General features: G+C 66.5%; 6 protein-coding genes. 3 read left to right on the forward strand and 3 right to left on the reverse strand.

The features are described from left to right. Window positions 1-38 precede the first annotated feature (38 nt). Together BDIM_RS14180 and BDIM_RS14185 are read right to left on the reverse strand one after the other, a co-directional pair. Complete coding sequence (locus BDIM_RS14180; protein ID WP_003166278.1) at window positions 39-611, reverse strand: cob(I)yrinic acid a,c-diamide adenosyltransferase; 573 nt, start codon at window positions 609-611, stop codon at window positions 39-41. Between the two features lie 34 nt (window positions 612-645). Continuing rightward, window positions 646-849, reverse strand: a complete 204-nt coding sequence (locus tag BDIM_RS14185; RefSeq protein ID WP_003166279.1) for a twin transmembrane helix small protein — start codon at window positions 847-849, stop codon at window positions 646-648. Between the two features lie 156 nt (window positions 850-1,005). Between BDIM_RS14185 and BDIM_RS14190 the strand changes: the two genes are divergently transcribed. Beyond that, the gene (locus tag BDIM_RS14190) at window positions 1,006-3,147 is read left to right on the forward strand and encodes a TonB-dependent receptor domain-containing protein (RefSeq protein WP_211205993.1); all 2,142 of its coding nucleotides are present in this window, start codon (window positions 1,006-1,008) and stop codon (window positions 3,145-3,147) included. Window positions 3,148-3,263: 116 nt separating this feature from the next. Next, on the forward strand, window positions 3,264-4,388 hold the full coding sequence (locus BDIM_RS14195; protein WP_040347107.1) for a hypothetical protein: 1,125 nt from the start codon (window positions 3,264-3,266) through the stop codon (window positions 4,386-4,388). A 64-nt stretch (window positions 4,389-4,452) separates the two neighbouring features. Here BDIM_RS14195 and ahcY read toward each other — a convergent pair whose 3' ends face one another. After that, window positions 4,453-5,844: an adenosylhomocysteinase gene (gene ahcY, locus BDIM_RS14200; RefSeq protein WP_003166281.1), complete on the reverse strand. Its 1,392-nt coding sequence runs from the start codon at window positions 5,842-5,844 to the stop codon at window positions 4,453-4,455. Between the two features lie 235 nt (window positions 5,845-6,079). Here ahcY and BDIM_RS14205 point away from each other — a divergent pair. Continuing rightward, window positions 6,080-6,876: protoglobin domain-containing protein (locus BDIM_RS14205; protein WP_040346312.1), on the forward strand; the 797-nt coding region annotated here is incomplete at its 3' end.

Raw genomic sequence — 6,876 nt, forward strand, 5'->3', positions numbered from 1 at the left:
AGCGGGTGAACGCCCTGCGGTCGCAGTAGGCCCGCGCCTCAGCGCGTCGCGCCGGGCCGCCACAGGACATCGCCCGCGCCATTGGCGTTGGCGCGGCGGGCGGCCACGAACAACAGGTCCGACAGGCGGTTGAGGTAACGCACCGCCTCAGGGTTCACGACCTCGCCCGCTTCCATCAGACGCACGGCCTCGCGCTCGGCCCGGCGGCACACGGTGCGCGCCAGGTGCAGATGCGCCGACAACGGCGAACCGCCCGACAGGATGAAGCTGTCCAGCGGCTTGAGGCTCTCATTCATCCAGTCGATCTCTGATTCCAGCCGCTCGACCTGCGTGGCGATGATGCGCAGGGCCTCCCACTTGGGCGCCGGCTCCATCGGCGTGGCCAGATCGGCGCCCAGGTCGAACAGCTCGTTCTGGATGCGGCCCAACATAGCGTCGATGCGGTCGTTCTGGCCGCTGTTCAGGCGCGCCACGCCGATGACGGCGTTCAGTTCGTCCACCGCGCCATAGGCCTCGACCCGCGCATCGGTCTTGGACACCGGAGCGCCCGAAGCCAGCCGCGTCTGCCCGGCGTCGCCGGTGCGGGTGTAGATCTTGTTCAGCGTCACCATGACGCGCCCTCCCCTGTTCCTATTGGTGCGCGCCTCAGCCCGCGTGCGTCCGCTTCAGCCACATGCCGACCATCAGCAGCAGCACCGCCACCGCCTGAAGGATGATGCGCAGCCGCATCAGCTTGTTCGAGCGGACGCTCGAGCCTTCCCCGCCCTTGTTCAGGTTGTAGAGGCCGAAGCCCAGGGTGACGACGACGCCGGCCACGGCGATCAGGATCAGAATGTCGATGAGGTCCATGACCGCTTCTTAGGCCCGCCCGCCATCCCGCGCCAGACATGTCGAAACGAGATCGCAATTGCGACCTATTCGCACACCCCTATTGCGTTGAGAATGCGAACGCTGTTGAGAGGCGTTCTCATTTTAAAGGCCCCTCCCCGAATGTCCCCTTCACGCATGTCCCGCCGTTCGTCCCTGCTGGCCGCCACCGCTCTGATGACTGTGGGCGCCGGCGCGCCCGCCCTGGCTGACGAGACCACGGACATGATGGAGCAGACGCACAAGGTCGCCGACGTGGTCGTCACCGCCTCGGGCTTCGAGCAGAAGATCACCCAGGCGCCCGCCTCGATCAGCGTCCTGCCGCGCAAGGAGATCCAAGAGATCCGCGCCGCCTCGATCGCCGAGATCCTGAACAACATCGAGGGCGTCGACACGGGTTCCGGCGTCGGCAAAACCGGCGGCCAGACCATCAACATTCGCGGCATGGGCTCGGACTACACCCTGATCCTGATCGACGGCCGCCGCCAGAACACGGCCGGCAGCGTGACCCCGAACGGCTTCGGCGAAACGGCCAACAGCTTCCTGCCGCCGGTCTCGGCCATCGACCGCATTGAGGTGGTGCGCGGCCCGGTCGCCACCCTCTACGGCTCGGACGCGATGGGCGGGGTCGTCAACATCATCACCCGCAAGGTCGGCGACGCCTGGACGGGCTCGGCCTCGGCCAACTACACCCTGCAGGGCGACGACGAGTTCGGCGACTTCTGGGGGATCAACGGCTACGCCTCGGGTCCGCTGATCGGCGACCGCCTGGGCCTGGCCCTGCGCGGCTCCTGGTCCGAGCGCGAACAGTCGGACCTGAAATACCGCGACGTGAACGGAAACGAGGTCGACGTCACCGGCTTCGGGCGCAGCGCCACCGCCTATGAGATCTGGACCCTGGGCGCCCGCCTCAGCCTGACGCCGAACGCGGACCACGACCTGTGGCTGGACGTCGACGCGGCCGGCCAGTGGTACGACAACGCCAAGGGCCAGATGGGCACCAACACCGTCGCCGGCGGCTACAAGGACTTCCTGGAGTTCAACCGCGAGCAGTACCTGCTGGCGCACAATTGGCGCCTGGATTTCGGCACGCTGGAATCCACCCTCTCGCACAACAAGACCGAGACGGTCGGCCGCATCATCCCCCGCGGCGTTCCCGGCGCCGGGGGCGACCGCACCCTGGAGACCAAGACCACCCTGTTCGACACCAAGCTGAACAGCCAGTGGCGCAACCACACCTTCACCGTCGGCGGCCAGTACATGGACGCCGAAATGACCGACGGCGTGGCGGCCGGCGCCTTCACCTTCGAGCAATGGGCCCTGTTCGCCGAGGACGAATGGCGGCTGCGCGACGATCTGGCCCTGACCGTCGGCCTCCGCTACGACGACCACTCCAGCTTCGGCGACCACGTCAGCCCGCGCGCCTATCTGGTGTGGAACGCCAATGAGCAATGGACCCTGAAGGGCGGCGTCAGCGGCGGCTACAAGACCCCGCGCCTAGAGCAACTGACTCCCGGCATCAACGGCTTCGGGCGCCAGGGCGCCCTGCCGCTGATCGGCAGCCCCGGCCTGCAGCCGGAAACCAGCGTGGCCTATGAGTTCGGCGTCTATTTCGACAACGGCTCGACCTTCCGCGCCAACGCCACCGTCTTCCGCAACGACTTCGAGGACAAGATCGCCTCGGGCCAGCCGATCGCCAACTGCACCTTCGGCCTGACCCAGGCCCAATACGACGCCGGCGACTACTCCAAGACGGGTTGCGCCGACGTCGGCTTCTGGTCGGCGATCAAGGAGTTCGGTCAGAGCGTGAACATCGACGAGGCCACGACCCAGGGCCTGGAAGTCGTCGCCCGCTGGCGCTTCGCCGAGGCCTGGAGCCTGCACGGCAACTATACCTACACCGACAGCGAGCAGAAGACCGGCGCGCAGGCCGGCCGCCCCCTGACCGATACGCCCGAGCACATGATCAACGCCCAGCTGCGCTGGCAGGCCACCGACCGTCTGTCGACTTGGCTGCGCGGCGAATACCGCTCGGAGCGCTGGCGCGGCGAGGGCGCCGCCCGCGACGCCCTGGGCGACTTCAAGGCCTATGAGCTGTTCCACTTCGGCGGCTCGTACGAAGTCAATGACCGCGTGACCCTCAATGCGGCCATCTACAACCTGTTCGACAAGGACTTCGTCCGTCTGGCTCCCTATGGCGCGCCGGTCGCCTATTCGCCGGAATACGCCAACAATCAGGAGCCGCGTCGTCTTTGGATGTCGGTGACGACGACCTTCTAACCCCTCTTCAGTTTCCTCCCCGACTGACCGGGCCGCCTCCTTGAAGGAAGCGGCCCGTTTTTTTGACCTGCGCCAAACTAAGCCGTTGGTCATTTTTGACTGGCAGGATGGCCGTCATGACTGATCGCGCCATCCGCAACCTCGAACACCTGCGCCGCACCGCCTCGACCGCGCGCGTGCTGAACCTGCTCAAGGTCTATGACGAGCACGGCGACAGCGACGACTGGGCCGAGCGCCCCATGTTCCGCAACCCGGCCCTGAACCGCGCCCTGATCATCAAGCACAGGCTGCGGCGCAATGAGACCGACGCCTTTCCGGGCCGCCGTCAGGTGGCGACCAAGATCGTAGTGCCGATCGACAGCACCGACCTGAAGACCGGCGGCCGCTTCATCTTCGTCAACCAGATCGGCTTCGAGCGCGCCATGCACGAGGCCTTCGGCGTCGACCCCGACCACCCGGACCTGAAGACCCTGCGGCTGATGGATCAGCTGCCGTCGCTGGACCCCTTTCTGCTGCGCGAACAGCTGCGGCGCGGCAATGTGGACGCCGCCCCCTGCTATTTCGCCCTCAGCGAGGCCGACCTGGAGCGTATGCTGGAGTTCGTCCAGAAGGAGATCGAGCCTCTGGTCACGCTCAGCGTCGGCGACGGGGTGGTGGCCGCCGGTTCGACCGCCCGCATGGCGTCGAAGATCCTGTCCAACGCCCCCGGCGACCGGCTGGAGGCGCTGCGCCTGACGCTGAAGCTGGAGCCCGAGCAGTATCAGGAGGGCGTCTTCTGCTGGAAGGGCTTCCTCTACTACAAATGGGCGCTCGCCAGTCTGATGGCCGACATCGTCCATGTGGCCGACGAAGTGGGCACGATCCAGCCCGCCGGCCCCAGCGACCAGGCGGCCAAGGACTATATCGCGCGCGGACGCGGCGTGCTGCGCGGCCGCATCATGAAGACCTGCGAAGAGGTCAGCCGCACCCTGCGCTACTACGACGACGCCTATGCGGGACTGACGCGCGAGGGCAATCCGGTGGCGTTCCGCGACTTCCTGCTGGAGGCGCCCGCCCTGTTCACTCGCCTGGGCGACCAGCTGGGCGCAGTGCAGCACATCGTCAGCTTCTGGCGCTTCCGCTTCAACCCCAAGGCGCCGCCGGTCGGGGTGGATGAGCTGATCGACATCTTCATGGACTTCGAAACCGGCCTGATGGGCCGAGGGCCTGACGAGTTCGATCCACGCGACGTCGCAGCGTAAGTTCAAAAGAAAACCCCGCGCCGTCGCCGGCGCGGGGTTCTGTCTTTCAGACCCGAGACAGGTCTCAGTAGCGGTAGTGTTCCGGCTTGAACGGACCCTCGACCGGCACCGAGATGTAGTCTGCCTGATCCTGGCTCAGCGTCGTCAGCTTGGCGCCCAGCTTGGCCAGGTGCAGGAAGGCGACCTTCTCGTCCAGGTGCTTGGGCAGGGTGTAGACCTTGTTGTCGTAGGCCTTGGCGTTGGTCCACAGCTCGATCTGGGCCAGCGTCTGGTTGGTGAAGGACGCCGACATCACGAAGGACGGGTGGCCCGTGGCGTTGCCCAGGTTCACCAGACGGCCTTCCGACAGCAGGATGATCTTCTTGCCATCCGGGAACTCGACGTGGTGGACCTGATCCTTGATCTTGTCCCACTTGAAGTTCTTCAGGCCCGCGACCTGAATCTCAGAGTCGAAGTGGCCGATGTTGCAGACGATGGCGTTGTTGCGCATGGCGCGCATGTGCTCGACGCGGATGACGTCCTTGTTGCCCGTGGTGGTGACGAAGATGTCGGCCTTGTCGGCGACGTCTTCCAGGGTCTGGACCTCATAGCCTTCCATCGCCGCCTGCAGGGCGCAGATCGGGTCGATCTCGGTGACGATCACGCGGGCGCCGCCGTTGCGCAGCGAAGCCGCCGAGCCCTTGCCCACGTCGCCGTAGCCGCAGACCACCGCCACCTTGCCCGACAGCATGACGTCGGTGCCGCGACGGATGGCGTCGACCAGGCTCTCACGGCAGCCGTACAGGTTGTCGAACTTGGACTTGGTGACGCTGTCGTTGACGTTGATGGCGGGGAAGGGCAGCTCGCCGCGCTCGGCCATCTGATACAGGCGGTGGACGCCCGTGGTCGTCTCTTCCGACACGCCGCCGATGGCGTCGCGGATAGCCGAATAGAAGCCCGGCTTTTCCTTCAGATAGCGCTTCATGACCGAGAAGAGGGCTTCCTCTTCCTCGTTCTGCGGGTTGTCGAGGACGCTGGCGTCCTTCTCGGCCTTCGGCCCCAGCACGCACAGCAGGGTGGCGTCGCCGCCGTCGTCCAGGATCAGGTTCGGATAGCCGCCGTCGGCCCATTCGAAGATCTTGTGGGCGTAGTCCCAGTACTCGACCAGGGTCTCGCCCTTGAAGGCGAAGACCGGCGTGCCCGACGCGGCGATGGCGGCGGCGGCGTGGTCCTGGGTCGAGAAGATGTTGCACGAGGCCCAGCGCACTTCGGCGCCCAGGGCTTCCAGCGTCTGGATCAGCACGGCCGTCTGGATGGTCATGTGCAGGCTGCCGGCGATGCGGGCGCCCTTCAGCGGCTGGGACGCGCCGTATTCCGCGCGCAGCGCCATCAGGCCCGGCATCTCGGTTTCGGCGATGGCGATTTCCTTGTTGCCGAAGTCGGCCAGGGAGATGTCGCGGACGATGTAGTCGGTCATGCAGAAATGTCTTTCGGCCACTGTCGGGGGATCGCCGTCGCTATAGCGCGGCGCGGCGGCGGGAGCAATCAAGACATAAGGATGTCTTTATATGAGCGGCCGCTCACCTGAATCGCGGGCCCTCCGAAGCGGTTAAGGGAATCTACGCAATCCGGGCTTAACCCGGCCAATACCCTCTTGGTGACAAGGGGCATTAAGGGCTCTCCCCCGCCCTGCCGTTGAAACGAGTTGCGTCATGGCTTCCCACGAGATCGACCGTCGCATGAACTTCATGGGGCTGGGTCGGCCGTCCGCCGGTTACAGCGCCATCTCGGGCCTGCTGCGTCAGGCCGTGCCCCAGGCCCTGGCCGCCTTCTACGACAAGGTGCGCGCCGAGCCCGAGACCCGCCGCTTCTTCCGCGACGAAAGCCATGTCGCCGCCGCCAGCAACGCCCAGCAGCGCCACTGGAGCGCCATCATCGACGGTCGCGCCGACGAGGACTACGCCGCCTCGGTGCGCACCATCGGCCGCGTCCACGCCCGCATCGGTCTGGAGCCGCGCTGGTACATCGGCGGCTACAGCGTCATCCTGGCCCACCTGACCCGCGCCGTGGTCGAGCGCCCCAGGAAGCTGTTCGCCAACCGCCGCGCGCACGACCGCATCACCGCCGAAGCCCTGGCCGAGCTGAACCAGCGGGTCATGCTGGACATGGACCTGGCCATCTCCATCTATCTGGACGCCCTGCAGGAAGAACGCGACCGGGTGCAGGCCGAGCACGACGCCGCCGAAGCCCGCCAGGCCGAGGTCGTGCGCGCCCTGGGCGCCGCCCTGCACAGCCTGGCCGACAACGATCTGTCCGTAACCATCCCGGACGTCTTCCCCGAGGAGTACCGCTCGCTTCAGAACGATTTCCACGCCGCGACCCGCGCCCTGCGCACCGCCGTCCGCGCCGTGGCCGACAGCGTCGAAAGCCTGAGCGCCGGGTCCAGCCAGCTGGCCGTCGCCTCCGAAGACCTGGCCAGCCGCACCGAGCGTCAGGCCGCCAACCTGGA

Origin of the sequence: Brevundimonas diminuta ATCC 11568, assembly GCF_000204035.1 — a bacterium.
Lineage (GTDB): Bacteria > Pseudomonadota > Alphaproteobacteria > Caulobacterales > Caulobacteraceae > Brevundimonas > Brevundimonas diminuta.

Bases quoted from the DNA above. Each gene is read 5' to 3' on its own strand.
- BDIM_RS14190 (WP_211205993.1), top strand. From the start codon at position 1,006: ATGTCCCGCCGTTCGTCCCTGCTGGCCGCCACCGCTCTGATGACTGTG.
- BDIM_RS14185 (WP_003166279.1), bottom strand. From the start codon at position 849: ATGGACCTCATCGACATTCTGATCCTGATCGCCGTGGCCGGCGTCGTC.
- BDIM_RS14195 (WP_040347107.1), top strand. From the start codon at position 3,264: ATGACTGATCGCGCCATCCGCAACCTCGAACACCTGCGCCGCACCGCC.
- BDIM_RS14180 (WP_003166278.1), bottom strand. From the start codon at position 611: ATGGTGACGCTGAACAAGATCTACACCCGCACCGGCGACGCCGGGCAG.
- ahcY (WP_003166281.1), bottom strand. From the start codon at position 5,844: ATGACCGACTACATCGTCCGCGACATCTCCCTGGCCGACTTCGGCAAC.